Origin of the sequence: Bacillus sp. FSL K6-3459 (assembly GCF_038003305.1) — a bacterium.
GTDB lineage: Bacteria > Bacillota > Bacilli > Bacillales > Bacillaceae > Bacillus > Bacillus pumilus_O.
This window is the reverse complement of the sequence record NZ_JBBOOW010000001.1, coordinates 1,923,913-1,947,015: the sequence shown is the minus strand read 5'-3', so window position 1 is coordinate 1,947,015 and position 23,103 is coordinate 1,923,913. Positions and strand designations below refer to the sequence as shown.

At 41.0% G+C, this 23,103-nt stretch carries 24 protein-coding genes; 15 read left to right on the top strand and 9 right to left on the bottom strand.

The window, feature by feature from the left end:
• Positions 1–25: 25 nt before the first annotated feature.
• Both MHI35_RS09635 and MHI35_RS09630 read right to left on the bottom strand, forming a co-directional pair.
• Positions 26–277 carry a hypothetical protein gene (locus MHI35_RS09635; RefSeq protein ID WP_003216113.1) on the bottom strand — a complete coding sequence of 84 codons (252 nt, stop codon included), beginning with the start codon at positions 275–277 and terminating at the stop codon, positions 26–28.
• A gap of 92 nt (positions 278–369) precedes the next feature.
• Positions 370–1,068, bottom strand: coding sequence for a class I SAM-dependent methyltransferase (locus MHI35_RS09630; RefSeq protein WP_335349489.1), 699 nt, complete (start codon positions 1,066–1,068; stop codon positions 370–372).
• A 151-nt stretch (positions 1,069–1,219) separates the two neighbouring features.
• Between MHI35_RS09630 and MHI35_RS09625 the strand changes: the two genes are divergently transcribed.
• Entirely contained in the window at positions 1,220–2,605 is a 1,386-nt protein-coding gene (locus MHI35_RS09625) for a S41 family peptidase (RefSeq protein WP_211064311.1), read from the top strand.
• Positions 2,606–2,647: 42 nt separating this feature from the next.
• Here MHI35_RS09625 and MHI35_RS09620 read toward each other — a convergent pair whose 3' ends face one another.
• From MHI35_RS09620 to MHI35_RS09610, 3 genes are all read right to left on the bottom strand, one after another.
• Positions 2,648–4,141 carry a sodium:solute symporter family protein gene (locus MHI35_RS09620; RefSeq protein ID WP_335349490.1) on the bottom strand — a complete coding sequence of 498 codons (1,494 nt, stop codon included), beginning with the start codon at positions 4,139–4,141 and terminating at the stop codon, positions 2,648–2,650.
• Positions 4,141–4,344, bottom strand: coding sequence for a DUF3311 domain-containing protein (locus tag MHI35_RS09615; protein WP_003215965.1), 204 nt, complete (start codon positions 4,342–4,344; stop codon positions 4,141–4,143). The genes MHI35_RS09620 and MHI35_RS09615 overlap by 1 nt, the downstream gene beginning before the upstream one ends.
• 235 nt (positions 4,345–4,579) lie before the next feature.
• Positions 4,580–5,197 (bottom strand): nitroreductase family protein, encoded by a 618-nt coding sequence (locus tag MHI35_RS09610; protein WP_211064313.1) that lies wholly within the window; start codon positions 5,195–5,197, stop codon positions 4,580–4,582.
• Positions 5,198–5,336: 139 nt separating this feature from the next.
• Between MHI35_RS09610 and MHI35_RS09605 the strand changes: the two genes are divergently transcribed.
• The gene (locus MHI35_RS09605; RefSeq protein WP_335349491.1) at positions 5,337–5,669 is read left to right on the top strand and encodes a winged helix-turn-helix transcriptional regulator; all 333 of its coding nucleotides are present in this window, start codon (positions 5,337–5,339) and stop codon (positions 5,667–5,669) included.
• 75 nt (positions 5,670–5,744) lie between these two features.
• Positions 5,745–5,963 (top strand): hypothetical protein, encoded by a 219-nt coding sequence (locus MHI35_RS09600; protein ID WP_003215921.1) that lies wholly within the window; start codon positions 5,745–5,747, stop codon positions 5,961–5,963.
• A 40-nt stretch (positions 5,964–6,003) separates the two neighbouring features.
• Here MHI35_RS09600 and MHI35_RS09595 read toward each other — a convergent pair whose 3' ends face one another.
• The gene (locus tag MHI35_RS09595; RefSeq protein ID WP_034660938.1) at positions 6,004–6,477 is read right to left on the bottom strand and encodes an Hsp20/alpha crystallin family protein; all 474 of its coding nucleotides are present in this window, start codon (positions 6,475–6,477) and stop codon (positions 6,004–6,006) included.
• A gap of 95 nt (positions 6,478–6,572) precedes the next feature.
• Here MHI35_RS09595 and rarD point away from each other — a divergent pair, with 95 nt between their 5' ends.
• The 4 genes from rarD to bshB2 all read left to right on the top strand — a co-directional run bounded on the left by rarD (position 6,573) and on the right by bshB2 (position 8,869).
• Positions 6,573–7,478 (top strand): EamA family transporter RarD, encoded by a 906-nt coding sequence (gene rarD, locus MHI35_RS09590; RefSeq protein ID WP_012010264.1) that lies wholly within the window; start codon positions 6,573–6,575, stop codon positions 7,476–7,478.
• Between the two features lie 78 nt (positions 7,479–7,556).
• The gene (locus MHI35_RS09585) at positions 7,557–7,838 is read left to right on the top strand and encodes a hypothetical protein (protein WP_335349492.1); all 282 of its coding nucleotides are present in this window, start codon (positions 7,557–7,559) and stop codon (positions 7,836–7,838) included.
• Entirely contained in the window at positions 7,835–8,185 is a 351-nt protein-coding gene (locus MHI35_RS09580) for a YojF family protein (RefSeq protein WP_335349493.1), read from the top strand. The genes MHI35_RS09585 and MHI35_RS09580 overlap by 4 nt, the downstream gene beginning before the upstream one ends.
• An 18-nt stretch (positions 8,186–8,203) precedes the next feature.
• Positions 8,204–8,869 (top strand): bacillithiol biosynthesis deacetylase BshB2, encoded by a 666-nt coding sequence (bshB2, locus tag MHI35_RS09575; RefSeq protein WP_335349494.1) that lies wholly within the window; start codon positions 8,204–8,206, stop codon positions 8,867–8,869.
• Positions 8,870–8,913: 44 nt separating this feature from the next.
• On the opposite strand, the gene MHI35_RS09570 is transcribed toward bshB2, so the two are convergent.
• Both MHI35_RS09570 and MHI35_RS09565 read right to left on the bottom strand, forming a co-directional pair.
• On the bottom strand, positions 8,914–10,275 hold the full coding sequence (locus tag MHI35_RS09570) for an MATE family efflux transporter (protein ID WP_144523592.1): 1,362 nt from the start codon (positions 10,273–10,275) through the stop codon (positions 8,914–8,916).
• Between the two features lie 58 nt (positions 10,276–10,333).
• Entirely contained in the window at positions 10,334–10,459 is a 126-nt protein-coding gene (locus MHI35_RS09565) for a hypothetical protein (protein ID WP_260983056.1), read from the bottom strand.
• Positions 10,460–10,538: 79 nt separating this feature from the next.
• Here MHI35_RS09565 and cdaS point away from each other — a divergent pair, with 79 nt between their 5' ends.
• The 8 genes from cdaS to odhB all read left to right on the top strand — a co-directional run bounded on the left by cdaS (position 10,539) and on the right by odhB (position 22,056).
• A complete protein-coding gene (gene cdaS / locus MHI35_RS09560) occupies positions 10,539–11,165 on the top strand; it encodes a sporulation-specific diadenylate cyclase CdaS (RefSeq protein ID WP_144523591.1) in 627 nt (208 codons plus the stop codon).
• Positions 11,166–11,272: 107 nt separating this feature from the next.
• Positions 11,273–12,423 (top strand): IS3 family transposase gene (locus MHI35_RS09555; protein WP_340991167.1). Its coding sequence is split into 2 segments (ribosomal slippage): positions 11,273–11,546 and positions 11,546–12,423, totalling 1,152 coding nucleotides; the frame shifts between segments, so codons are not numbered across the junction.
• Between the two features lie 427 nt (positions 12,424–12,850).
• Positions 12,851–14,176: a C40 family peptidase gene (locus MHI35_RS09550; RefSeq protein WP_335349496.1), complete on the top strand. Its 1,326-nt coding sequence runs from the start codon at positions 12,851–12,853 to the stop codon at positions 14,174–14,176.
• Positions 14,177–14,251: 75 nt separating this feature from the next.
• Complete coding sequence (locus MHI35_RS09545; protein ID WP_335349497.1) at positions 14,252–14,830, top strand: superoxide dismutase family protein; 579 nt, start codon at positions 14,252–14,254, stop codon at positions 14,828–14,830.
• An 89-nt stretch (positions 14,831–14,919) separates the two neighbouring features.
• Positions 14,920–15,798 (top strand): ATP-binding protein, encoded by an 879-nt coding sequence (locus MHI35_RS09540; protein ID WP_335349498.1) that lies wholly within the window; start codon positions 14,920–14,922, stop codon positions 15,796–15,798.
• An 11-nt stretch (positions 15,799–15,809) separates the two neighbouring features.
• On the top strand, positions 15,810–17,726 hold the full coding sequence (locus MHI35_RS09535; protein ID WP_335349499.1) for a vWA domain-containing protein: 1,917 nt from the start codon (positions 15,810–15,812) through the stop codon (positions 17,724–17,726).
• Positions 17,727–17,950: 224 nt separating this feature from the next.
• Positions 17,951–20,785 (top strand): 2-oxoglutarate dehydrogenase E1 component, encoded by a 2,835-nt coding sequence (gene sucA, locus MHI35_RS09530; RefSeq protein WP_335349500.1) that lies wholly within the window; start codon positions 17,951–17,953, stop codon positions 20,783–20,785.
• A 14-nt stretch (positions 20,786–20,799) separates the two neighbouring features.
• Complete coding sequence (gene odhB, locus MHI35_RS09525; RefSeq protein WP_144523586.1) at positions 20,800–22,056, top strand: 2-oxoglutarate dehydrogenase complex dihydrolipoyllysine-residue succinyltransferase; 1,257 nt, start codon at positions 20,800–20,802, stop codon at positions 22,054–22,056.
• 34 nt (positions 22,057–22,090) lie between these two features.
• Here the strand turns inward: odhB and MHI35_RS09520 are convergent, their stop codons facing one another.
• A complete protein-coding gene (locus MHI35_RS09520; RefSeq protein WP_211064319.1) occupies positions 22,091–23,041 on the bottom strand; it encodes a bile acid:sodium symporter family protein in 951 nt (316 codons plus the stop codon).
• Positions 23,042–23,103: the final 62 nt, after the last annotated feature.

The following is a 23,103-nucleotide window of genomic DNA, read 5'->3' as shown; positions in this document are numbered from 1 at the left end:
TCGGGGGGCCTTCTTTATTCTTCTTTTAAAAAAAGAACAATCCTGCTAATGCGAATCCTGTAATGAACCCAAGCCCGATGCCATAAGCGGCACCCCAGCCGTAATACCCTCCGTAATAACCAAAGCCAAAGCCGCCGCGAGAACCGCCGACTGGACGAATATACACTTTACGGTTTGTTACCCGCTCAATGCGTCCAACATGTACTCTGCCATTACGATCTGTGATTCTAGCGACTTTCCCCATATGCTGCTGACAAAGCTTTTGATAGCGCTCCATATTGTTCCTCCTTATGACAAACTCTTTTCACTCTTATCCTATGCGAGAGACCTCATAGAGTTTGGACAAAACATATAGGAGATTCGCTCATTTTATACGGTACATTCAAATAGAACGTGGCTTAGATGTTTTCGGTGCGCCTGAATCAAATCGTAGTGTGTTTGCATCGTTTCGTAAAGAGAAGGCGGGATATACTCAGATAATTCCATTTCTGTCGGCTCTTCTTGTACCATGTGTTCATCAAATGAGAGAATGCGAACGTCTCGAAATCCTGCTGCTTTTAGCTGCTCCTGCCAATCTTCAACTGAAAAGAGTGCGTGAAACCCGTAAAAATCTCGAACGGTCGCAAGCTCCTTCGGCGTAAGAGGTGCTTTTAATACTGCTTCATTTGCAATCATTTGACTTCCAGGAGCAAGAACGCGTTTGATCTCAGCAAGTGCCGCTGGAAGGTTAGTAAAGCTTAAAACAGATTCACTGATTAGAAGATTGAACACTTCATCTGGAAATGGCAGATGTTCGATCGATGCTTGCAATGCGCGGATCGGCAGTTCTTCTCGTTCAAATCGCAGATTGGCCTTTTCAATCATTAAAGGGTGTGTATCAATCGCCTCCACCTGATAACCAATATTGCCTAAATATGCCGCCGTTTGACCAGTTCCGCATCCCGCATCCAGTATACGTGCCTCTGGCGTCAATTTTATCTGTTCAAGCATCGTTTTTGTTAGCTCTATTCCACCAGGATGGGCACTAGATACGCCAAAATAGGCAAGCATTTCTACATAATCACTCATAAAATCCCTTCTTTCCTTATCAAGTTCCTCTTTAAAGATTATGCAATGTAAGGTCAAATGGCTTATCTTTTCAAAGAGAACTTCGATCCTTTGGTTGACGGATGGTGCATCGTCCTTGATAATAATGAAAGGAGATAAAGGTGGTGTTTTTTTGAAAAAACAATTTAAGTTCGTCATCGCCATTCTGGTGACAGCGGCACTGTCCTCAGCGATTACATTTGTGATCACAAAACAAGGGGCTGTCAATGTCTCAGGAGATGAGAAGTTTAGTAAACTCATGGCTGCGTATACGAAGGTAAAAGATGAGTATTACGAAAAAACGGATGATCAAAAACTAGTAGATGGTGCGATTCAAGGGATGATTGCATCACTTGATGATCCATACTCTACATATATGGATCAGGAGGAAGCCGAAGGATTTAACAACACCATTTCTTCATCATTTGAAGGAATTGGTGCGCAAGTAGAAGAGAAGGATGGACAAATTTTAATTGTCGCACCGATAAAAGGCTCTCCTGCTGAAAAAGCCGGGTTGAAACCTCATGATCGTATTTTAAAGGTGGATGGAAAAAACACAAAAGGCATGTCGGTCAACCAAGCAGTCTCTCTGATCAGAGGCAAAAAAGGAACAGATGTTAAGCTGCACCTTAACCGTCAAGGAGTGGGCAATGTTGATGTGACCATCACAAGAGACACCATTCCGGTTGAAACAGTGTATGCAAAACTCACAAAAGACAAAATAGGAGAAATCCAAATTACGTCCTTTGCTGAAACAACATCGAAAGAGTTAGATAAAGCCATTGATGACCTCGAGAAAAAAGGGGCAAAAGGATTTGTCATTGACCTGAGAGATAATCCAGGCGGTATCATGACAGAAGCGATTGAAATGAGTAATGACTTTATCGATAAAGGGAAAGTCATCATGCAAGTTGAAGAAAAAGGGAAAAAAGAAGAGTACAAGGCTGAAAAAGAACGTAAAGTGCATCAGCCGGCAGTTGTCCTTGTAAATGGCGGCTCAGCCAGCGCTGCAGAAATCATGGCGGCGGCTCTGCACCAATCTTCAGGTATCAAAATGATTGGTGAAAAGACATTTGGTAAAGGAACTGTTCAAAATGCGCAAAGCTATAATGATGGTTCTAGTGTCAAGTTAACCATTGCTAAGTGGCTGACGCCGGATGGTTCATGGATTCACAAAAAAGGAATTGAACCACAGGTCAAAGCATCACTCCCAAGTTATGCAAAGCTGCCATACTTAAGCCCGAAAAAAACGTATCAGCTGAATGACAATGGGGATGAAGTCAAAGCGGCTCAAAAAATGTTCCAAGCGCTTGACTACAAAGCAAAAGCAAATGGTGAGTACGATCAAGCCTTCCAGACGATCGTCAAAAACTTCCAAACAGACAACGACCTGAAAGCAGACGGAATGCTGACGGGAGATACAACGACAGTACTGATGACAAAAATCCAAGATAAGTTAAAGAACAATGATACGCAAATGAAAAAAGCGATTGAAGTCTTGAAAAAAGATATGAAATAAAGAAAGAGCAGTCCACTTAGGGGGGGACTGCTCTTTCTTTATTTACGCGTTGTTTACAATTGCTTCTGTTTTTTCTTGATCTGTTTCAAATAGATCATTCATGACAGAATTGGATGTGACCTTCTTTTGGAAGAATGGATTCAAAATCAGGATGACCACAACGTTTGCTAGTAAACCAAGAAATCCTTCATAAAGACCGAACGTGACTTGTGAGATATTGGCTGTAAAGGTGACGATGATGCCAACAACTAACCCCGCAATCGTTGCTTCTCTCGATTGTTTTTTCCAGAACAAGCTGATCGCAATGGCAGGGAAGATTTGAACCATTCCTGAAACACCAATGAGTTGAAGTGTTACAAGCGCTGTTGGGAAGAGCATTCCGAATAGTAGAGCCAGCCCAATGACGATAAATACCATTGAACGAGTGATCATGGTCAATCTTTTAGATGATACATTTGGATGAATTAAATCACGATATAAATTATTGGCAAATAAATTCGATGCACCAATGGCCATGATCGAGCATGGAATGAGGGAAGCAAGTGCAATCGTTGAATAAGCAAGACCCTGCATCACGCCGCCATATGACGTTTGAATTAAATGAAGAAGTGCAAATCTTGGATTCGTATCTTCTGGTAAGACCAAAAAGGCAATAAACCCAAGGAAGATGACCAGAATCAATACGATGTTATAAAGAGGCAAAAACATACTGTTTTTACGGATAGCATCTGCACTTTTGGCTGTGAAAACCCCTGTTGCCGCATGTGCCCACATAAATAAAGCAAGGGCAGAAACGCCTGAAGCGGTAATGAACCATAAAATACCTTTAGGGCCGCCGTCAGGAATTGTCAGAAGCTGTGGCGCTTCCTTCGCTAACGTATTCATCATCGGAGTCCAGCCGTTAAAATGAATGATTGGTAGTGAAACCACCATAAACAGCATGATGACCCAAACGAGAATATCCTTGATAATCGCTGTATATGTAGGACCTTTTATCCCGCTAAAAAATGTGTAAAGTGCAACTAAAATAAATGAAATAATAACAACTGCATTCACATTAATATAACTCGTTCCAGCGACAGTTAACGTATCTTGAATCCCGCTCAGTTGAAGACAAATATAAGGAATGAGCATAAGTACTCCAATAATCGCAATGAGACTGGATAACAGCTTGCTGTCAAACCGCTCACGTGCATAATCAGCGAGCGTTGTGAGGTTGTGATTTTTCGCCACCGTCCATAGCTTTGGTAAGAAGAAATAAGCAATAAAATACGCAAGAACTGAATAAGGAATAGCGAAAAAAGCGACACTTCCAGCTGTATAGGCTGTACTAGTAAGCCCTAAAAAGGTATAGGCTGTGTATAAATCTGCGCCAACAAGGAACCAGACGAGTAGCCCGCCAAATTTCCTCCCGCCGACAGACCATTCCTCTACTGATTGTCTGGATGATTTATCACGGCCAGCGGCAAATCCAATGACCACGACGATGAAAATGATACTTGCTGTAATCAATAAAGCTGTTAAATTTCCTTGCATTAGTCAGTTCCTCCATTTGAATGTTGCATTCGATAAATGATAAATGTACAGACTGGTGTGAGAACGATCCATAGTAAGAGCCAAAAGTGGAAAAAAGGCAGGCCGATCACAAATGGATGAATACGATTCGCAAAGGGCAGCAGTGCAAGTTGTCCGATGAATGGAATCGCTATAAGTAGCGCCAGTATCAATTTTTTATTCATGATTCCCTCCTGAATTTTTTGTAATTTCATAATAATAGCAGTTGTCAGATTAGATCACAAGACCATTTTCAGAAAAAACAATCATTTTGGAGAATATCATACTAATATAACGCTTTCATTCTTAAAAAGGAGAAAAGTAGAGGAGAAAAGGGATAAAGTAAAAAGAAAATATGCAAAAATAATATTTAAAGCAAATAAAAAAGCCCCAGCACAAAAGCTGGGGCTTTGCCATTTTTTAAAGAAAATCAGATACTTCTTCGATGTCGAAACGGTTGCTTTTATGAGCTTCTTTCGCTGCTTTACCAACTGAAATCAGCATGACTGGCTCATAACGTCCGCTTACATTGAATTCTTTGATGAAGGCGTCTTTACTGAAACCACCCATTGCACATGTATCATAGCCCATTGCTTTTGCAGCAATCATTAATTGCATAGCAGCTAATGAAGCATTTGAATACGCAGCTTCACGTGCATATTGCTCGCTTTGGTATGCGCCATTGATTTGAGTCATCAATGTTTCTTTGATGTCTTCAGTAATGAACCCCTGTTCTGCCAGCTCACTGTAGATTTTTTCGCCATTTTGATTGGCTTCAAGATCACCTAGTACAGCAATAACAGCTGATGCTTGTGAGATTTGTTTTTGGTTATAAGCGATTGGAAGTAACTTCGCTTTGGATTCAGCACTGTGGAAAACAGTAAAATGCCAATGCTGAAGGTTCCATGCAGATGGAGCTTTTGTTGTGATATCAAGTAGCTCTGTTAGCTCTTCTTTTGTCATTTCATGAGTTGTATCATACTCTTTTACTGAAGCTCTTTGTTTTAAAATGTCAATCGTTTTTTGATCAGTCGCCATATGGATATTTCCTCCCGTTTTTGCAAATAGTATGGTACAATAACTAAAAAAGTGAGAAACTTACTTATTGTAACTAGAGATATTTTAAATTGTATACCGTTAGTTTGTCAAACAATCATGAAAAGAAAGGCTGAAATTTATGGAATTTCAATTATGTCCACACATTCAGCAAGCTTTTTTACTGCTAGGCAAAAGGTGGAATGGTCTCATTATTCATGTATTGCTTGATGGTCCAAAGCGATTTAAAGACATGACGGACATTATCCCATCTATCAGTCAGAAAATGCTCGCAGAGCGTTTAAAAGAACTTGAGCAAGAAGGGATTATAAAGCGAACTGTACTTGCTGAGACGCCTGTTAAAGTCATTTATTGTTTAACTGAAAAAGGAAATGCGCTACATGATGTGTTTCATGAGGTATCTAGGTGGGCAGGGGAATACACAGAATCTCATGAAAAAAAGGAGCAAGCCTAGTTTCAGGTTTGCCCAAACGTTTTGACTCCTGATGAATATGCTGATCTTAGGCACATGACAAAGGAGGAGAAATGCATGTACCCTCATACTCCGTATTTCCGAGGCGGCGCCCCTGGCATTCCGCCATATGAATCCAGAGTCCCTTTGTTTTTTGGTTTTGGCGCTCCTTTAGTCGGCGGACTGCTTGGCGGATTTTTAGGAAGTGCGATTTTTAATTATCCCCGTCCATATTACCCGCCACCACCACCGCCTGTTCCACCACCTTATGGCGGAGGATATCCACCATACTATTAAGAAAAAAGAGTAAGCCTGCTTCTATATCAAAGCAGGCTTTTTATAATGGAATATCGATTTCAGAAATCCCCGGATCATCATGCTTTAAAAACATAATCTCCAAAATACCGTCCTGATACGAAGCCTTCGTTCCTTTTCTTTTGACAGCAGCAGGGAGAACGACTTTCTTCTGCGTACCTTCCTCAGGGAAATGATCAATAAATAGCAGGTTGGCTGTATGTTTGATTTTTACTTTTTCTGTGTTCGGCCGAGCAAGCTCAATCTTAACGAACACGTGATCAGTGGTCTCAAACACTTCCACTTCGGGTTCTTTTTCTTTTTTGACGTCTGTTTCTCTCGTTTTTTGATGTTGAGAGAGTGGGTCCTGAAAAGGGAACTGAGCAGGATAATTGGAGCCGAATACACTTTCCATCACTTGATTGACGTACTGCTCGACGTCTTTAGGGTCTGAATTCTTTAAGGCTTCTTTTGAAAATTGCTTTTGAAAAGGGAATAATCGGTTCCAGTCAAACATGCAAATCATCCTTTCTAAATGCCCTGAATTAGTATATGCCCATTCACTTGAGTGCGTGCTATAATATACGATAGGTTTAGAAAGGAATGGTTAGATTGAACGAACAACAGCAATCAAAAGGTGTTCTCTACACGGCAGCATCTTTTACATTATGGGGACTATTTCCGTTATATTGGAAACTGATGGAACATATTTCGTCAGGCGAAATTTTAGCGCACAGAATTTTATGGTCATTTGTTTTTATGTGCGGTATTCTTCTGTATTTAAAACAAGTCCGACCAGCCATGCAGACCGTGAAGGGTCTCATGCTCGATGGTAAAGCACTTTTTTCATTACTCCTATCTGCTATTTTAATATCGGTTAACTGGTATGTGTACATTTGGGCAGTCAACCATCATCTTATGCTAGAAGCTAGTTTAGGGTATTATATTAATCCGCTTGTCTCTGTTTTACTAGGGATTATTTTCTTGAAAGAGCGGCTCAATAAATTACAAACCATTGCGATTTTAATTGCTGCAGCAGGGGTGATTCTTTCTACGATTCAGTACGGTTCATTTCCTGTCGTTGCCATATTACTTGCCTTTAGCTTTGGTTTTTATGGATTGATTAAAAAAAGAATGAGCTTTACGAGTGCCATTGGTTTGACCATTGAAACACTGCTTCTCGCACCGGCAGCTCTTGTGTACTTATTGTTCTTCTTAAAAGAACCTGTCGTGACAATGAATCCTAACAGTTTCGGATCGCTTGGTCTGTTATTTTTCGCAGGGGTCTTTACTGCGGTACCGCTTCTTTTATTCTCTGAAGGGGCAAAACGAATTCCTCTTTATCAAGTGGGTATTTTGCAATACATTGCACCAACGATTACGCTGTTTTTGGGGTTGTTTGTGTATCACGAGCATTTATCTTCAGCTAAAATCGTGACGTTCCTTTGTATCTGGGTGGCGATTTTATTGTTTACGACCTCTCAATTACGCATGAAAAAAACAGCGAATTCTCATTAAGTCCGACGAGCAGTTTGCTTTTTTTTGAAGGTGAATCATGTCATAATAAGTTGTTACCAAAACTGTAGAGGTGATTACATGTCATCAGCCACTGAGCTTACAGCTGCTTATCAATCTTTATGGAAAAATCGTCAGCTTGATGTCGATAATATGACTTCTTTACTCGAGGCAATTTGTGATGATTTAAGCGATGCGCGCACTCATCCGAGGGTGAGAAAATCATTCCATCAAAAATATGTACTCGCTGTAGAGAGAATATTAGAAAGCGGGCTTGAGCATGATCATCAACTGCAGCTGATCAGCTTACATACAAAAAAGCTGCGCGAATTAATTCAAAATGAAGGAAGGAACCACTCATGAAACCAATTCAAACGGAAGATGTCACAGCACATCTTGAATCGTTTTTAAATCGCCCAGTCTTCGTTCATCTTGAAACGACCACTGGTTCTTATTCAGCTCATGTAAATGAACAAAATATGACGGTCGTTGCCTATATCCGCAATGCGAAAGTCGTCTATTCACAGGCGAAAATAAAAGGACAAGGTCCGTACCGTGTTGGAATGAAAACTGAAGATGGCTGGATTTACGCAGAAGGCTTAACCGATTATGAATTTGATGACCAAGACCGCTTGCTGTTAGCAGGGCATTTGCCAGACGGGAAACTAGCGATCTCATTACAAATTAGTGAAACACCATTTCAGGTGTAGAAGAGAGGGTGACGAGTCATGAATGAACATGTACTAGTGATGCTGCCTCACCCAGATGATGAATCGTTTGGGGTTGCAGGTCTCATTGCACAAAGCAGAAAACGCGGCATCCCAGTCACGTATGCATGCGGGACACTTGGGGAAATGGGTAGAAATATGGGCAGCCCAACATATGCCAATCGGGAAACACTTCCTGAGCTAAGAAAACAGGAATTAATCAACGCCTGCAAAGAAATGGATATCACAGACTTACGTATGCTTGGACTTCGCGATAAAACTTTGGAATTTGAGGACGACGAGTATTTAGCTGATGTGATGGAAACCATCATTGATGAAGTCAAACCTACATTGATTGTCACGTTTTATCCTGGACACGGTGTACACCCTGATCATGATGCGATAGGGGAAGCGGTAATCCGCGCTCTTTACCGTAAGAAAAAAGAAGACCGTCCTGTCACATACTGCATGGCGATTACGAAAAATAGAGAAGAAGTGCTCGGAAATGCAGATATTACGATCGACATTACAGATGTAGCAGATATCAAATTAAATGCACTGAGAGCACATAGAACGCAAACAGAAGGTATGCTGAGAGAGCTTGAACAAAAGCTAAAAAACAAAGAACCTGTTGTCCAAAAATGGTTCGATGAAGAAATTTTCTGGACATACCAATGGAATGACTAAATAAAAAAGCAGCTGACACCGATCAGCTGCTTTTTGTATCGTATTTAGTGATTAGGTGCTTGCTGAAGCAAACGTTTTTCCATCAATCTGAGACGAATAAAGAGGACAACAGCACCTGCTGCAAGTCCTGCAATGAGACCAATCCAATACCCGAATGCCCCATACGAGGTATAGGTGCCAATCAGATAACCGGAAGGAAGGCCAATCACCCAGTATGAAACAAATGCGGCAATGAGCGTATAGTTCACATCTTTATAGCCGCGTAGCGCTCCTTGAATAGGTGCAGCAATGGCATCTGATAGTTGGAAAAAGATCGCATAAATCAAGAAGTGCTGTGTCATCTGTAAAACAGCCGATTCAGCTGTGTATAAACCAGCAATTTCTGGTCTAAATAATAAAATGAGTGCTGCCGTAAACAAGGAGAATAATATCGCCGTTCCAATTCCGATATAGCTATAGCTTTGCGCATCTTTATAGCGCTTGGCACCGGCTTCAAACCCAACGACAATCGTTAAAGCCATTGAGATACTGAGCGGTAAAATATATAAGATAGAAGCAAAGTTCATCGCGGCCTGGTGACTTGCAATCGTCACAGTATCAAAGTGCCCCATTAATAACGTAACAGCAGCAAAGATACTCGTTTCAAAAAAGATCGCAAACCCAATAGGAAGACCAATTTTCAGAATTTGCCCCATACGGGATAAATTGATCCGAGGCAGCTTTTGAAACAACCGAAATGAGGCAAATGGTTCTGCTTTCATGACAATACAAATACTCATGATAAAAATTGCCCAATACGTCATCGCAGAAGCAAGGCCAGCTCCCGCACCGCCAAGCTTTGGAAAGCCAAAATTCCCAAAAATAAATACATAGTTTAACACAAAGTTAATCGGAAGTGCTGTTAACGTGATAAACATCGTCACACGTGTTTTTCCTAGTGCATCAATAAATGACCTAAGCACCGAATAACCAAACAGCGGGATGATACCAAAAGCAAGAAAACTTAAGAAATGCCGCGCAATATCCTCTACGGATTGCTCCAGTCCAAGCCCCCCTAATACGTAAGGGATGCCAATTGTTCCAATCGCAATCACACAGATACCTAAAAGAAAGGATAAATAAATCGCCTGAAAGACAGCCTTAGGGACATCCTTTTTATGCCCTGCACCCATCAGCTGAGCGACAATCGGCGTAACGGCCATTAAAATACCAGCAAGCCCTGTATAAACGGGTGTCCAAATACTTGAACCAATTGCAACACCCGCAAGGTCTTCTGCACTCACTTTTCCAGACATCACGGTGTCTAAAAACGTAATAAGCGAAAGACCCGCTTGAGTGATTAAAATCGGAATCAAAATAGTTAAAAATAGTGTCACCTTAGCTCGAATGCTATTTGTTTTTCTCATCATAAGTTCCTCTCTGAACAGAAATAACGAGAGGATTATATCATGCTATGTAAAAAAATCAATTCTCCGTCGAATTATTTTTCTTTGATGGCTTCGTTTTTTTAAACATTTGGGCATAAATAAAGGAAAGACTGACAACACCTAAAATGCTGCAAGCATATTGAATCACTTTCTGAATAGTCATTATTACGTCACCTCCATAATAATAGAATGCGCATCATTTGTTATTTTATGACAACGAAAAGGAGGAGGGAAAAGATCAAATGATCAATCGTACAAATGAAGAAGCACAATTTAAAGTGGGCATGAGAACACACTTGATGAAAATTATGAAGGATGCAAGTGACATTATCGATTCTCTTGATGAGATTGAGCAATGTCTACTTTGTGATCTCGAGTCATTACATGATGAATTTAATGAAATGCATGCAGAGGCTTCCTCGTTTTATTTACAATCGTATATGGAAGAATTCACACCTGGATTTGCTCAATTTTCGTTAGCCATTGAGAGCTTATCAAAACAAAAGCACGGGGCACTGATTGTGATTCAAAGGCGGGATGAGGTTGAGGATTTTATTCAAAGAGGGACAAATCTTCATGCGAAAATAAGTGCATCATTAATTGAGAGCATTTTCTACCCGGGGAATCCGCTTCATGATGGTGCGCTTTTAGTCAAAGAAAATACGCTCGTATCTGCGGCAAATGTGCTGCCGCTTACTTCAAAAAAAGTTAATCCTTCTCTCGGGACAAGACATAGGGCTGCGATTGGACTCTCTGGCATGACCGATGCACTTGTTCTCGTCGTTTCAGAGGAAACGGGGAAAATGTCATTTGCGAAAGAAGGCGTCCTTTATCCGCTCACTGTAAAAGAGCCTCAAATCAAAAAATAAAAACTGCATTCTTGGAACTGACCCCATAAGATGAGACAAATAAAAAACACCTTCAAGTTTGAAAACGGATCGTTGTGATCCGAAATAAAACATGGAGGTGTTTTTCTATGGGGACAAGAGTGAGTTATCCGGTTGAAGTCAAACAGAAGGCTGTGGAAATGAGGTTGGCAGGCGTACCTATGAAAGAGATCATGCAGGAATTGAATATCAAGAATAAGACGCAGGTTCAGACATGGGTGAGATGGCATAAAGCTGGGGATACACACAGGTTCGAACAACCTGTTGGAAAACAATATACCTATGGAAAGGGCCCCGAGTACTCTTCTGAATTAGAGAGACTACAGGCAGAAAATCGCTATTTGAGTCAACAGAATGAAGTTTTAAAAAAGTACAACGAATTGGAAAGGAAGTTGATAAGGAAACGTCAATCAAACTGGTAGAAGAATTGCGCAAAACGATGACGGTACAGGACATCTGTGTCCATTTAGGCATCTTACGTACTTCGTATTATAGATGGAAAAAAGATTTGACTCAGACTCATTCTGAAAGACAACTAGAGAAACAGGTCGGCACGTTGTGCCGAAAGCACAAATATCGATATGGTTATCGGAAAATCACAGCCATACTAAAAATGAGAATGCGTATTAACCATAAAACTGTTCAACGTATCATGCAGAAAAACCAGTGGCAATGCCGGGTTAAAATGAAAAAGCGTAAGAAGAATGGGCAGCCTTATGCCGTAGCCGGTAATATACTGGATCGGAATTTTCAGTCTGATCGCCCTCTTGAAAAACTAGTAACGGACATCACGTATTTGCCTTATGGACAGAAACAATTGTACCTTTCCAGTATATTGGATTTATATAATGGAGAAGTGATTGCTTTTACGATTGGTGATAAGCAGGACACAGACTTTATCTTAAACACACTTAATCAGCTCCCAGCACTTCCTGAGAATTGCGTGTTACATAGCGATCAAGGTTCTGTGTATACATCTTACGAGTATCAGAAAGCTGTTCATATAAAAGGCATTACCATGAGCATGTCCCGTAAAGGGACGCCCGCTGATAATGCCTCCATCGAATCGTTTCATTCCTCACTAAAGTCTGAAACGTTCTATCTTAACAGGATTGATCGCACTACAACCACCATCGTAGAACGCACTGTCAAAGAATACATTTATTATTATAACAACATTCGTATTCAAACGAAACTAAACAACCAATCACCGATAAACTATCGGCAATTGGCTGTATAAAGGTGTTTTGATTCCTGTCTCAAAAACGGGGGTCAGTCCCCTTCATTAGGAAGGATGCTTTTTTCATTCGAAGAGAAAAAACAGGCAATTAAGTAAAAAGTCATTTGATACAGAAAAATTTGTCATGTAGAATAGAACTATGAAACTAGCAACGTGCTTGTTTTGACAAATTTCTAAACGTCAACTTAAAAATTCCTTAAAAAATGTTTATAAATACAGTAAACTGCCGATACAAACGATATGGCTCTGTTTTAGCATTTTGAGTTGACTGCTTTAGCCTATTTGTTATTGCCCAACGTCTACATGTCGAGTAATATAATAGAAATAAAGATAAAATAGTGCAAGAGAAGCAGAATCATTAAATGCTAAACTTAAAACTAGTACATAAGTCTTATTGAATGAAATCATGAAAGGCGGAGATTCATCTATGAAGAAAAAAGTAGTAACCGGCCTCACAGTATCAGCGATCGCTGGCTCAGCTGTGTTTGCTGCACCGGCAGAAGCACAGACGATCAAGGTGAAAAGCGGTGACTCACTTTGGAAGATTGCCGAACAGTACAATACAAGTATTTCGGAGCTTCAATCTCTTAATCAACTAAAAACGACGATGATTTTTGCAGGACAAAGCTTGAAAATTCCTGGCGCAAAAAGCACAAAATCCAGTTCGTCAACTGGTTCAAAAGCAACGAAATCAAATGCTTCAACGACATCAAGCTATACTGTAAAGCTTGGAGATTCTTTATGGCTTATTGCAAACAATCATAAAATGTCAGTTGCAAGCTTAAAAAGTCTAAACAGCTTAAACAGTGACTTAATTCGTCCTGGACAAAAGCTAAAGGTATCTGGAAGCACAAAGACAAGCGGGAGCCAGTCATCAAACTCCTCTTCAAATTCCAGCTCAAACAATAAAACAACGAACTCAAATAGTTCATCTTCATCAAGTACATACAAGGTCAAATTAGGGGATTCTCTCTGGAAAATTGCGAATTCGCTCAATATGTCGATTGGTGAAATTAAAACATTGAATGGGATCAAATCTGATACGATTTATCCGAATCAAGTCTTGAAAGTAAAGGGGACGGCTTCATCAAAGCCAAGTCAGCCTAAAGCACCTGCAAAACCAAGCAATCCGCCTTCAAATGGTAACCAGTCTTCAAGCGGGAAAGCGACATCTTATACTGTAAAATCAGGTGATTCTTTATGGAAGATTGCAAATCAATTTAAAGTGCAAGTTCAATCCATCCGTACAGCTAACAGCTTAAAAAGCGATGTGCTTAGAATTGGACAAGTTCTCAAAATTAATGGTGCAGCTTCAGGCTCAACTGGGTCAAATGGTTCGACGTCTAACGGCTCGACAACTCCAGTCAACAATGACAAAAACAATGTGCCAATGAATGCAAAAATCACGACGATGATTCAAGAAGGGAAAAAGCTGACAGGCATTCCTTACAGATGGGGCGGCAATACACCGTCTGGATTTGACTGTAGCGGCTTTGTTTATTATCTCATTAACAAGGTTTCATCTGTATCGAGATTAAGCACAGCAGGCTATTGGAGTATGATGACACCTGTGAGCACACCTCAAGTTGGTGATTTTGTTTATTTCACAACGTACAAAGCGGGACCATCTCATATGGGGCTATACCTTGGCGGAGGAGATTTCCTCCATGCAAGTGACAACGGTGTGGGGATCTCGAACTTGAGCAACTCATACTGGAAAAAAGCGTATTTAGGTGCAAAACGTTTCTTCTAAAAAAGCCGAATTTCGGCTTTTTTTGTTTGCCTATTGATCAGGTTGTCCATACTGATATCAAAAGGGGGCAATCATATGAAAAAGTCAGTGTGGTTGATCATGATGTGTCTAGTCTTTGTCGCAACAGCATGTCATGCACCGCCGAAAAAAGAAACGACAGAAGAAACCATTGAAGTTGCAGTACCTAAACAAGCACCGGTTACCACGCCACTCATTAATGAAAGCGGGCAAAAAATAGGAAGTATCGAAGTAAGAGACTCCTCAGAAAACGGGCTGGATTTACATGTGAAAGCAAAAAATCTGCCGCCAGGTCCTCATGGCTTCCATATTCACGAAACAGGAAGATGTGAAACGCCAGATTTTGAAACGGCAGGGGCTCACTTTAATCCAACACACCGGGAGCATGGCTTTGATAACCCAAAGGGTCACCATGCTGGAGATATGCCTAATTTAGAAGTTGGGGCAGATGGACAAATTGATGTTGTCGTGAATGTACCGGATGTGACGTTAAAGGGAGGAATGAACCAATTAATCGATCAAAATGGGCGCAGCTTTATCATTCATGCAGAAGCAGATGATTACTTAAGCAACCCTTCTGGAAACTCAGGGAAACGCATCGCCTGCGGAGCAATCACAAAAGAAATGGTAAAATAACAGATGTCTAGCCTTTATGTATTGAGTGCATAAAGGTTTTTTTAGTATACTTGGTGAGGAAAATGATCGAAGAGAGGAATTAATCATACATGTTTAACGAACAATCACTCCCAGAAGAAATTCAAGCAATGATTGAAGCAAAAGCAAAAGGACTAGAAGAAGAATTCCGTCCGCTTATTGGAACAGGCGGCTATGAATCACAGGACACGTCTATCATACAAGATGCGATGATTGCACTAGCACTCGACAAAAACGTTCTTTTAAAAGGGCCGACCGGTTCAGGAAAAACAAAACTAGCAGAAACTTTATCTGCTTACTTTCAGCAGCCGATGCACAGTGTGAACTGCTCAGTTGATCTTGATGCAGAAAGCTTGATTGGCTATAAAACCATTCACAATGATGGTCAAGTTGCTTCTATTGAATTTATAGAAGGACCTGTAACAAAAGCAATGAAAAAAGGCCATCTTTTATATATTGATGAAATCAACATGGCAAAGCCGGAAACCTTGCCTATTTTAAACGGTGTACTCGACTACAGAAAAATGATGACAAATCCATTTACAGGCGAGGTCGTTCGAGCAGATGAAGGCTTTGGCGTGATTGCGGCCATCAATGAAGGCTATGTCGGCACAGTCCCTCTAAATGAAGCGTTAAAAAACCGTTTTGTTGTCATTGACGTTCCATATATCGGTGGCGGTATCTTAAAGGATGTATTGCAATCTCAATCTGTATTAAAGGATGAACGCTTGATCGATCAATTCGTGCAGCTCTCATCAGACCTCATTACACAGGCGCACAACGGACAGGTAAGTGAAGAAGCAGCATCCATTCGCGCACTCCTAGACACATGTGATCTTGCACAATACATCCCGCCGCTTCGAGCAGTTGAACGAGGGATTGTTGAAAAGCTAGAAGATGACCGAGAAAAAGCAGCGGTAAGAAATATTGCCCAAACATTATTCGAGTGAGGTTCTGAGCTTTGAAATTCATCAAATTTAATGACAGCAGAATCGATTCATTTTTATTTATGGAATTAACGGATTTAGCCAAAACGTTAGCAAAAAGTGATGATGTCGAGCTTGAATACGGCGTGCAGTCCTACTATGATCCTTTTGAAAAGAAAATTTTCATCAGCCATTTTTGGGATGACCGTAAACAAGAAGACATGACAGCCGGGCTGAAAAGTGATGTATTCCTCCGTGCAGTAGGAACCGTTTATAGTGATCTGACTGTCTTTCAAGAAATCATTCGCTATGCTCACACAATATCCATTCCAGATTTGTGTAAACAATTGTTTATGCTCTTTGAAGATACCAGAATAGAAGAACGGATTAAACGTGACCGCTCAGGAACAAAAAAAGTATTTAAACGAAGAAGAGAACTGTACCGGCGTCATTTTAAGACGCAATTAACGATTAACCAGGAGCGGAGCATTTTAACGGATGCACTTTATTGTGCAATGTATGTGAAGCTAACAGCTGATTCGCCGCTGGAAGAAATTCCGCCTCTTCATGAGCAAATCAACTCAATGATTCCGTTTATTGAATCAAGTCTTGAGCGTGTATATGAAGCGCGTTCAACTGGAGATATCGCAGTCATTGTCAAAGAATTAATGGAAGGCTTTGATGAGCTTCTTGATAAAGATATGCTGAATACATACTTTTTCTTCCCCGAATTGGATTATGAAAAAGCGGCAAAAGAACCGCTATTTCATGACTTGAAAAGGAAACCTAAATTAAGTGAGGACATCAAAGTCGACCGGGAAAAAGAGGGCGATGAAGACATCCACGAAGAGTATATGGAAGTGTGGCACCGGGAAACAGAGGCGCCGTCAAAAAGCTTCCTTCAATTTGATTTAGAGCACGGCGGGAAAAGTGATCTTGGGAAGGATGCAGCAAGAGAAGGCGATGACGGAGATCAAGCACTTGGCACTGTCCAAGGCTCTGCCAAGCAAACACAACGAAAAGATTATTCAAAGCTTGAGGCGCTGGAAGAGGCTGAAGGCGAAGAAAGCGGGACGGATGCTCATGAAAATGGAAAAGAGAACAAATATGCTTTTCCAGTCATGATTTCACCAGATCCTCCTGCGCCAGAGCAAATCGACGTGTACAAGCAGCATGCCAAGGAAATTGAGCCGTATCAGAAACGATTAAAACAGATGATTCAAAAAACGCTCGAACACAAAAAAACATGGCCAAAAACGGATCTTCATGCGGGACGTTTGAGTAAAAAGCTCATTCGTTATTTTACAGAGTCGAATCCGCGTCTTTTCTATAAAAAACAGGCACCTTCTTCGGAGATTGATGCTGTGTTCACTTTATTAGTGGATTGTTCTGCTAGCATGTTTGACAAGATGGACGAGACGAAAAAAGGCATTGTCCTATTTCATGAAGCCTTAAAGTCCGTTCAAGTCCCACATCAAATTGTGGGGTTTTGGGAAGATACAAACGATGCATCAGAAACAAGTCAGCCGAACTATTTCAACACAGTCGTGTCGTTCAAAGATTCGTTATTTGATGCAGGTCCTTCCATTATGTCTCTTGAACCAGAAGAGGATAACCGAGATGGCTATGCGATTCGCCAAATGACAAAAATGATATTAAAAAGAAGAGAAGAGCAAAAGTTTCTCATTGTTTTTTCCGATGGAGAACCGGCTGCATTCAGCTACGAACAAAATGGGATCGTCGATACACATGAAGCAGTTCTTGAGGCGAGGAAAAAAGGCATTGAGGTCATCAATGTGTTTTTATCCAATTCACCGATCGAAGAAGCACAGATGAAAACGATTCAAGATATGTATGGCAAGTTCAGCATTTTTGTACCAGATGTCGATACATTGCCAGATGTTTTATATCCGTTACTGAAGAAATTACTGCATAAAAGCATTGGGGCATAAGGTTTTGCCCCTTTCTTCAAAATATTTTTCGGAATGATTTAAATTTTTTGTTTTTCTGTGAATTTTTTATCTTTAATTGAACAAAGAATGTAGAAAGTAATCTGAAACAATGGTAGAATATTATTGGAAGCGTTTTATTACATAAATTTGGTCATTGTGTTCTGGAAGTTATATCGAGATAGTGTTCAATCACTTGATGATCAAAGTTGGGGGTAGTGTTCAAAATGTTTCAAAATGATGTGAAGCAACCGTTGAGTTGGGAAGAATTTCATGGTCCGAACCTCGGCTATGTGCTCGAGCTCTACGATCAGTATGTCCAGGATCCTACTAGTGTTGATGAAGATCTAAGAGGCATATTTGATGAACTTGGTGCACCACCGAGTGAAATGAAGGAGGAAATTGGGAAAAAAGAAAATAGCGTAGTTACTTCTGAACAAATCCAAAAGATAGCATCAGTCGTTAAACTGGCAGAAGACATCAGAACGTATGGCCATTTAAATGCTTCCGTCAATCCTCTTCGCAAAGAAAAGGAATTACAAGAGCTGTTTCCTTTAAAGGAGTACGGTTTAACAGAAGAAGACGTCAAGAATATTCCAATATCTATTATTAGTCCTGACGCACCAAAACACATTTCAAACGGCATAGAAGCCATTAACCATTTGAGAAATACGTATAAGCGTACGATTTCATTTGAGTTTGATCACGTACATGATTTCGAAGAACGAAACTGGCTCTCAAAATCAATCGAGTCTGGTGACTTATTTAAGAAAAAACCAGCCGATAAACTAGTTTCTGTATTCAAGAGATTAACAGAAGTTGAGCAGTTCGAACAGTTTCTTCATAAAACATTTGTTGGGCAAAAGCGCTTCTCAATAGAAGGTTTAGACGCACTTGTCCCAGTACTTGATGAAATTATTTCAGAGTCTGTTACACAAGGGACTTCAAATATTAACATTGGAATGGCACACAGAGGCCGTTTAAATGTATTAGCACATGTGTTAGGAAAACCATATGAGATTATTTTCTCGGAATTCCAGCATGCGCCGAATAAAGAGCTAGTTCCATCAGAAGGTTCTATCGGCATCAGCTACGGATGGACAGGTGATGTAAAGTACCATCTAGGAGCAGATCGTCAAATTAAAGACGAAGATACAAAGAGTGCGAGAGTCACGCTTGCTAATAACCCAAGTCACCTAGAATTCATTGATCCAATCATTGAAGGTAGCACACGTGCCGCTCAGGAATTGCGTACTCAAAAGGGATATCCAGCACAAGACGTTGAAAAGGCATTAGCCATCTTAATTCATGGTGATGCAGCATTTCCTGGAGAAGGAATTGTGGCAGAAACATTAAATTTAAGTCAACTTGTAGGCTATCAAGTGGGTGGAACGATCCATATCATTGCAAACAATATGATCGGATTTACGACGGAAAGCAATGAATCTCGCTCAACGAAATATGCAAGTGACCTTGCAAAAGGGTTTGAGATTCCAATTGTTCACGTCAATGCAGATGATCCAGAAGCATGTTTAGCAGCTGTTCAATTAGCTGTAGAATACCGAAAACGCTTTAAGAAGGATTTCTTAATTGACTTGATCGGTTACCGCAGATACGGTCATAACGAAATGGATGAGCCTTCTACGACTCAGCCGATGCTATACGATGCCGTCAGAAAGCACAAAACGGTCAAGAATATCTTTGCCGATAAACTTGTCACAGAAGGTCTTCTAACGACAGAACAGCGTGAAGAAATCGAGCAGGCTGTAGCGACAAGAATAGAAGAAGCCTATCAAAAGGTGCCTTCAAAGAAAGAGCATACGATTCAAGAAATTGAACTGCCAGAACCTGTATCAAATGGCTTCCCAGCAGTGGATACATCCGTAGAATTTGATGTATTACGTAAGCTGAATGAAGAATTGATCAGCTGGCCGGACGATTTCCAAGTATTTGGTAAGCTTAAACGGATCCTTGAAAAACGGGCAAAAGTGTTTACAGATGACCGTAAAGTAGAATGGTCACTTGGAGAAGCACTTGCATTTGCATCTATATTAAAAGACGGTACGCCAATTCGAATGACCGGACAGGATTCAGAGCGCGGTACTTTTGCTCAAAGAAACCTTGTTCTTCACGACAGTCAAACTGGAAATGAATTTATTGCTCTTCATGAGCTGAGTGATGCAAACGCATCATTTACTGTTCATAATAGTCCGCTGTCAGAGGGCTCAGTCATCGGGTTTGAATATGGTTATAATGTCTATTCTCCTGAAACGTTAGTCATTTGGGAGGCTCAATTTGGAGACTTCGCAAATGCGGCTCAAGTGTATTTCGATCAATTTATTTCAGCTGGACGCGCAAAATGGGGACAAAAATCAGGTCTAGTGATGCTCTTGCCTCATGGATATGAAGGACAAGGTCCTGAGCATTCAAGTGGAAGAACAGAGCGATTCCTGCAATCAGCTGCTGAGAATAACTGGACAGTGGCGAACCTCACAAGTGCAGCGCAATACTTCCACATTCTGAGAAGACAGGCGAAAATGCTGCTTCGAGAAGAGATTCGTCCGCTTGTGATCATGACACCGAAGAGTCTGCTTCGTAACCCGAACACATTGTCTGAAGTCCAGGAATTAACGGATGGACAGTTCCAACCAGTTCTTGAACAACCAGGCCTTGTGCATGATTACGAAAAAGTATCGCGCCTCGTGCTATCTAGCGGGAAGGTATCCATTGATATTAGTGATCGTTTTACTCAAATGGAAGAGCCGAAAGATTGGCTTCACATTGCGAGAGTGGAACAACTATATCCATTCCCAGCCAAAGATATTAAAGCGATTTTATCAAAACTAACAAACTTAGAAGAAATCGTATGGACGCAAGAAGAGCCACAAAATATGGGAGCTTGGGGATACATTGAGCCATATTTACGTGAAATTGCGCCTGAAAAAGTAAAAGTACGTTACATCGGCCGAAGAAGACGTTCAAGTACGGCTGAGGGTGATCCAACTGTGCATAAAAAAGAACAAGAACGAATTGTATCTGATAGCTTGACTCGCAAAAACTAAGGGGGAAATGAAAAATGGCGGAAATTAAAGTACCTGAATTAGCGGAATCGATCTCGGAAGGAACGATAGCTCAATGGCTCAAGCAGCCGGGCGACTATGTGGAGCAGGGAGAATACCTGTTAGAGCTTGAAACAGATAAAGTCAATGTCGAACTGACAGCCGAAGAATCTGGTGTACTCAAAGAAGTGCTGAAAGATTCTGGTGACACTGTACAAGTTGGAGAAGTCATCGGAACAATTGCAGCAGGTGAAGCTGGCGGAAGCGAGTCCGCAGCTCCAGCACCTGAGCAAGAGTCTGCACCAGCTCCGAAAGATGAACCGGCAGCTGCTCAAAAAGAAGAAGCAGTGAAAGAAGAGCCGAAATCTGGTAATGGCAGAACCATCGCTTCTCCTGCAGCTAGAAAACTAGCGAGAGAGAAGGGACTAGACTTATCTGAAATTCCAACCGTAGATCCGCTGGGCAGGGTACGAAAGCAGGATGTCGCTTCTTATGAAAAGAATGAAGCACCTGCAAGTGCACCAAAAGCCGCGCCAAAAGCAAATGCTGCGGTGCAAAATGAACAACCAGGAAAGCCAGTTGAACGTGAAAGAATGTCGCGCCGCAGACAAACGATTGCAAAACGTTTAGTTGAGGTTCAGCAAACGGCTGCAATGCTGACGACATTCAATGAAGTAGATATGACGGCTGTGATGGACTTAAGAAAGCGCCGTAAAGATGCCTTCCTTGAACAAAATGATGTAAAGCTTGGTTTCATGTCCTTCTTCACAAAAGCAGTTGTAGCAGCACTGAAGAAATATCCGCTGCTTAACGCAGAAATTCAAGGTGATGAGCTTGTCTTGAAGAAATTCTATGACATCGGCATCGCTGTTGCTGCTAATGAAGGACTTGTCGTACCGGTTGTCCGTGATGCAGACAGATTGTCGTTTGCGGGGATTGAAAAGGAAATTGGTCACCTTGCGAAAAAAGCACGAGATAACAAATTGTCTCTAAATGAGCTACAAGGTGGGTCATTCACGATCACAAACGGCGGAACTTTCGGTTCACTGCTTTCAACACCAATTTTAAACAGTCCTCAAGTTGGAATTTTAGGGATGCACAAAATTCAGCTTCGACCTGTGGCAATTGATGAAGAACGTTTTGAGAACCGTCCGATGATGTATTTAGCTCTTTCTTACGACCACCGAATTGTCGATGGTAAAGAAGCAGTTGGATTCCTTGTCACAATTAAAAACTTGCTTGAAGATCCGGAGCAACTATTGCTTGAAGGATAATCTTCAATTTTAAAAGCTAGCACCTATTAAAGGGCTAGCTTTTTTTCTTTTCACTTTCAGCATTTCCTCTTTTTGACCAATATGTCGCAAGCCAGGAACCGGATAAATTATGCCACACACTAAAAATGGCACTTGGTACGGCTGCAAGTGGAGAGAAGTGTGCTGTTGCTAGAGCTGCACCGAGTCCAGAGTTTTGCATACCTACTTCAATCGAGATGGCTCTTCGAGAAGGGATGTCCATTTTGCACCACTTTGCGATAAGATAACCAAATAACAGACCAAGTCCATTATGTAAGATCACAACGGCCAATATTAGCAGCCCAGATTGAAGAATCTGCTCTTTATTTGCACTGACAACCGCTGCAATGATCACGACAATTCCGGCGACAGACACAAGCGGTAGTGCTTGCACCGCATAGGTCACTTGTTTTTTGAAAAATAATTTAACGATAACGCCTAAGATGATAGGGATTAACACAACTTGTACAATTGACAAAAATAGTGCTTCTGGCGATACAGGTAACCATGATCTTGCAAAGAGTAAAATAAATACAGGTGTTAAAAAGGGAGCAAGAAGTGTCGATATGGTGGTGACGGCTACAGATAATGCCGTATTTCCTTTCGCCAAAAAGGTCATAACGTTCGATGCTGTACCGCCTGGGCAGCAGCCCACAAGAATAACGCCTACAGCAATTTCAGTAGGAAGCTGTAATCCGTAAGCTAATAGAAAGGCGATAAGCGGCATGAGTGTGTACTGAGCTAGAACTCCGATGAGTACATAAAGAGGTTTCCGAAACAGTTCTTTAAAATCTTCAGCGGACAATGTCAGCCCCATCCCAAACATAATGATACCGAGTAAAAAAGGTATATAAGGTCCGATTTTAGAGAATTCCGCAGGAAAAGCGAATCCAAGAAACGCAAACACAATGACCCAAATTGCAAAGGTCCTACCTGCAAAGTGACTAATAGTTAAAAGAATCTTCATATAATACTTCAACTCTCTTTCTTTACATATCTTTTCTATTTTAAATGAATTTTCTGAAAAAA

What these genes read in the sequence shown, in the direction of transcription:
- MHI35_RS09635 (WP_003216113.1), bottom strand. Translation starts at nt 277, where the DNA reads ATGGAGCGCTATCAAAAGCTTTGTCAGCAGCATATGGGGAAAGTCGCT.
- MHI35_RS09630 (WP_335349489.1), bottom strand. Translation starts at nt 1,068, where the DNA reads ATGAGTGATTATGTAGAAATGCTTGCCTATTTTGGCGTATCTAGTGCC.
- MHI35_RS09620 (WP_335349490.1), bottom strand. Translation starts at nt 4,141, where the DNA reads ATGCAAGGAAATTTAACAGCTTTATTGATTACAGCAAGTATCATTTTC.
- MHI35_RS09615 (WP_003215965.1), bottom strand. Translation starts at nt 4,344, where the DNA reads ATGAATAAAAAATTGATACTGGCGCTACTTATAGCGATTCCATTCATC.
- MHI35_RS09610 (WP_211064313.1), bottom strand. Translation starts at nt 5,197, where the DNA reads ATGGCGACTGATCAAAAAACGATTGACATTTTAAAACAAAGAGCTTCA.
- MHI35_RS09605 (WP_335349491.1), top strand. Translation starts at nt 5,337, where the DNA reads ATGGAATTTCAATTATGTCCACACATTCAGCAAGCTTTTTTACTGCTA.
- MHI35_RS09600 (WP_003215921.1), top strand. Translation starts at nt 5,745, where the DNA reads ATGTACCCTCATACTCCGTATTTCCGAGGCGGCGCCCCTGGCATTCCG.
- MHI35_RS09595 (WP_034660938.1), bottom strand. Translation starts at nt 6,477, where the DNA reads ATGTTTGACTGGAACCGATTATTCCCTTTTCAAAAGCAATTTTCAAAA.
- MHI35_RS09585 (WP_335349492.1), top strand. Translation starts at nt 7,557, where the DNA reads ATGTCATCAGCCACTGAGCTTACAGCTGCTTATCAATCTTTATGGAAA.
- MHI35_RS09580 (WP_335349493.1), top strand. Translation starts at nt 7,835, where the DNA reads ATGAAACCAATTCAAACGGAAGATGTCACAGCACATCTTGAATCGTTT.
- bshB2 (WP_335349494.1), top strand. Translation starts at nt 8,204, where the DNA reads ATGAATGAACATGTACTAGTGATGCTGCCTCACCCAGATGATGAATCG.
- MHI35_RS09570 (WP_144523592.1), bottom strand. Translation starts at nt 10,275, where the DNA reads ATGAGAAAAACAAATAGCATTCGAGCTAAGGTGACACTATTTTTAACT.
- MHI35_RS09565 (WP_260983056.1), bottom strand. Translation starts at nt 10,459, where the DNA reads ATGACTATTCAGAAAGTGATTCAATATGCTTGCAGCATTTTAGGTGTT.
- cdaS (WP_144523591.1), top strand. Translation starts at nt 10,539, where the DNA reads ATGATCAATCGTACAAATGAAGAAGCACAATTTAAAGTGGGCATGAGA.
- MHI35_RS09550 (WP_335349496.1), top strand. Translation starts at nt 12,851, where the DNA reads ATGAAGAAAAAAGTAGTAACCGGCCTCACAGTATCAGCGATCGCTGGC.
- MHI35_RS09545 (WP_335349497.1), top strand. Translation starts at nt 14,252, where the DNA reads ATGAAAAAGTCAGTGTGGTTGATCATGATGTGTCTAGTCTTTGTCGCA.
- MHI35_RS09540 (WP_335349498.1), top strand. Translation starts at nt 14,920, where the DNA reads ATGTTTAACGAACAATCACTCCCAGAAGAAATTCAAGCAATGATTGAA.
- sucA (WP_335349500.1), top strand. Translation starts at nt 17,951, where the DNA reads ATGTTTCAAAATGATGTGAAGCAACCGTTGAGTTGGGAAGAATTTCAT.
- odhB (WP_144523586.1), top strand. Translation starts at nt 20,800, where the DNA reads ATGGCGGAAATTAAAGTACCTGAATTAGCGGAATCGATCTCGGAAGGA.
- MHI35_RS09520 (WP_211064319.1), bottom strand. Translation starts at nt 23,041, where the DNA reads ATGAAGATTCTTTTAACTATTAGTCACTTTGCAGGTAGGACCTTTGCA.